Below are 3,799 nucleotides of genomic sequence, written 5' to 3'. Positions count from 1 at the left end.
AACAAGGGCAACAAAGCCTGAAACTCCTGACTCCTGACTCCTGACTCCTGACTCCTACCACCACCGAAAAACTTTTTCAGCAAACCCTAATTAATTTCTTTCTTGGTATTGAGAGAATAAAGCGATTCAATCACTTTATTCATTGGTTCTGTATAAGACCTTTTGGGTAATTGTTCTTGAAGACGTTTGAATATATTTTTATTAGTGTCACTATCATCATCAATATTTTCTATTAATTCTTGCAATCGACGATTATACTCACTTCTTTTATTTCTCTCTATCTCATAAATGTACTGGTAGAAAACAGGAAAAAAGCTACGACTAGCGGGGATAAAAAAAGTATCTTCTGTCTGAGACAAAAGCACTGTTATTACTGACGAAATAATTACTGATTCCTTGGATGGTTTAGCTCTCTCAAAAAAGTCTCTGGGTATTTGATCAAATACTTTTTCAGGTATATTAGGTTCTTTTATATTTATTGTTAGGCTACCTTTGCCCTTGCTAATCTGTAAATACTCCAGATCATTGTCAACAACAAAGGTTGATCTGAAGCTTTTATCTTTAAATTCTTTAATATCCGCTTGAAAAATTAATTTATTGGAACCAATGATCGTTTCTTTAATACTGGCATCAAGATTATAAGTGTTAACAACTTCTTTTTCAATAAATCGGCTAAATTTATTGAGAATCTCATCGATTAATTCTTGATTAATCTTAATAGGTTTTTCAGGGTCAATTACTAAAGAATCAATTTGGGTATTTTCGGAAAACTTTCTAATATTGTCATGATTAAAAATTGTCCATAAAAGCTGAGAAACTAGGGTTTTGCCACTATTATTGTAACCAATAAAAGTATAAAACTTCTTGGTTAAATCTATGGTTTGATTATTATTTCTAATTGATCCCAAATTCTTGATCAGTAGTTCCATATTATTTTTACCAATCACACAGATAGGATAACTAATTTTTTAAAGGTGGACAAAATGCCCACCCTTAAAACTATTGTAAACTGCTAGTTAACTGACTTTTGGCCTTAGCTAAAGCTTCGCTTAACTTACTAGCATCTCGTCCCCCAGCTTGAGCTAAATTGGGACGACCACCACCACCACCAGCGCAGATTTTAGCGATCGCACCGATAAATTTACCCGCTTGTAAACCCTTATCTTTAATCACCAGGGGACTAAAAGCGGCCACTAAACTCACTTTATCAGCTGCGGGAGTCGAGGCCAAAACCACTGCCCCTTCCCCTAATTTTTGCTGTAGTCTTTCGGCTGCGGCCATCAAAGCATTAGCATCAATATCGCCCAAAGAAGCGACTAATAGCTTAAATTCGCCGATAGATTCGGCTTGAGATAGCAAAGCATCCGATTTATTTAGGGCTAACTCCTGTTTAATCGTTTCTAACTGCTTTTGTGTCCCCTTTAACTCTGATTGTAAGGCCGTAATGCGATCGGGAATTTCCAGAGGTTTGACCTTAAAGCGATCGCACAGATCCCGCACCACCTGATCCCGTTCATTCAGGTATGCTAACACGGCAGGGCCAGCCACCGCTTCGATGCGACGAATTCCCGCGGCGATTCCCGTCTCGGAGATGATTTTAAATAAACCGATCTCGGCGGTATTTTTAACGTGAGTTCCCCCGCATAATTCCATAGAAACGCTAGGAATATCGATGACTCGCACTTCTGAGCCGTATTTCTCGCCAAACATGGCAATAGCTCCCTTCTGCTTCGCTTCTTCCAATCCCATCACCGCTATCTCGGTGTCATGCGCTTCGGCAATCCAAGTGTTAATCTGTTCTTCCACCTGTTGCAATTCAGCGCTAGTCAGGGGACGAGGACAGTTAAAATCAAAACGGAGGCGATCGAAATTGACGAGGGAACCTGCTTGGGAAATCCCCCCATCGACAAGCTTTTTCAGGGCCGATTGTAGCAGATGGGTGGCGGTATGATTAGCTTGGGCGCGACGACGACAGGAGCGATCGATCTGAGCATTAATTGTATCGCCAGTGGTGACAATTCCCCGCTCAATCCGACCAAAATGGATAAAAATCCCCGATTCTTTCTGCACATCCTCAACGCGGATAACCAGATTATCGCCGGTTAAATAACCCTTGTCACCGATTTGTCCACCCGATTCGGCATAAAAAGGGGTTTTATCGAGAACTACCTGCACCTCAGTGCCTGATGCGGCCGATTCCACCGTTTTACCGGCGACCAAAACTGCCGTTACTGTTGCGGTTGCTTGCAAATCCGTATAACCGAGAAATTCCGTCGGGTGAATATGTTCCGCCAGCTTATCTAAACTGCCCTGTACCGTCAAATCTATGGTTTCGTGGGCGGCTTTTGATCTTTGCTGCTGTTTTTTCATTTCCTGCTCGAAACCCGCCGTATCGACGCTTAAACCCTGCTCCTCGGCGATTTCTTGAGTGAGTTCGAGGGGGAAGCCATAGGTATCATAAAGGGTAAAGGCATCGACTCCCGAAATCTGGCTTTTTTCTTTTTCTAGAATCGATTCGAGCAGTTTCTCGCCTCTTTCTAGGGTTTCTAAAAATCTCGCTTCCTCTCGCTCTAATTCTGCCTTGATCACCGTTTCTCGTTCCCGAACATTGCCATAGACGGACTCGGAAAGAGCGATCGCAACTTCCGCCACTTTGGTGATAAATTGACCTTCAATACCGATTAAACGCCCGTGCCGTACTACTCTCCGAATCAGACGACGCAGGACGTAACCTCGGTCAGTATTCGATGCTGAGATACCATCCGCTATCATGTGTACTACCGAACGCACATGATCGCCGATGACTTTTAGGGAAACTTTCGTTTTTTCGTCCGCTTTCTGGTAGTCTATGGCTGCTAACCGGGCCGCTTCGGCGACAATCGGGAAAATTAGGTCAGTTTCGTAGTTATTGGCGACTTTTTGCAGGATTTGCGCCATCCGTTCCAAACCCATCCCCGTATCGATATTTTTATTCGCTAGGGGTGTCAGATTGCCATCCGCGTCGCGGTTATACTGCATGAAGACGAGGTTATAAAACTCGATAAAACGGCTATCATCCTCTAAATCGATGGTTTTATCCCCTAATTCTGGGTGAAAATCGTAGTAAATTTCCGAACAGGGACCACAGGGACCCGTGGGACCCGATACCCAAAAGTTATCCTCTTCGCCCATTTTTTGGATACGATGGGCAGGAATACCGATTTTATTGCGCCAGATAGCGAAAGCTTCCTCATCCTCCCTAAAGACACTAACGACTAATCTTTCCGGGGGAAGGTTAAAAACTTCTGTGGACAATTCCCAGGCCCAGGCGATCGCTTGTTCTTTAAAATAATCACCAAAGCTAAAATTGCCCAACATCTCAAAAAAAGTATGATGTCTAGCAGTCCGGCCGACATTTTCGATATCGTTGGTGCGAATACATTTTTGGGAAGTGGTAGCGCGGGGAAATTCTGGGGTCTTTTGCCCTAAGAAAATCGGTTTAAAAGGGAGCATTCCCGCAATAGTCAGCAAAACGGTGGGGTCTTCTGGGACTAGAGAGGCACTAGGGAGAATTTTATGGTTTCTGGCCGCAAAAAAGTCTAAAAATCGCTGGCGAATCTCGCTTCCGCTTAGGTGGTTACTCATAGAAGATGTCAGTTAGTCAGAAAATGCCTATTTTATCCATTGTGGCATTTTTGCGTTTTAACTCTCCACCTTTACTCTCGCGCCGCTTGTCGGACTTGTTCTAAGTCTAAATCCAAAGCTTGAGCGATTTGTTCCACACTTAAACCCAAAGCAAGCAAACGGGGAATAGATTCCA

At 43.2% G+C, this 3,799-nt stretch carries 1 protein-coding gene and 1 pseudogene; both read right to left on the bottom strand.

Annotated features, from left to right (window positions below; translation table 11 throughout):
- Window positions 1-89 precede the first annotated feature (89 nt).
- Window positions 90-929: pseudogene (locus BGL89_RS00120) on the bottom strand (OLD family protein); the annotation flags it as partial.
- Between the two features lie 70 nt (window positions 930-999).
- On the bottom strand, window positions 1,000-3,624 hold the full coding sequence (gene alaS / locus BGL89_RS00115) for an alanine--tRNA ligase (protein ID WP_286823593.1): 2,625 nt from the start codon (window positions 3,622-3,624) through the stop codon (window positions 1,000-1,002).
- Between the last annotated feature and the right edge of the window lie 175 nt (window positions 3,625-3,799).

It is taken from the genome of Microcystis sp. LSC13-02, assembly GCA_002282935.1.
Taxonomy (GTDB): Bacteria; Cyanobacteriota; Cyanobacteriia; order Cyanobacteriales; family Microcystaceae; genus Microcystis.
Note: the sequence above shows the minus strand (reverse complement) of the source record. Positions and strands in the feature narration are given on the sequence as shown.

What these genes read in the sequence shown, in the direction of transcription:
- alaS (WP_286823593.1), bottom strand. Translation starts at nt 3,624, where the DNA reads ATGAGTAACCACCTAAGCGGAAGCGAGATTCGCCAGCGATTTTTAGAC.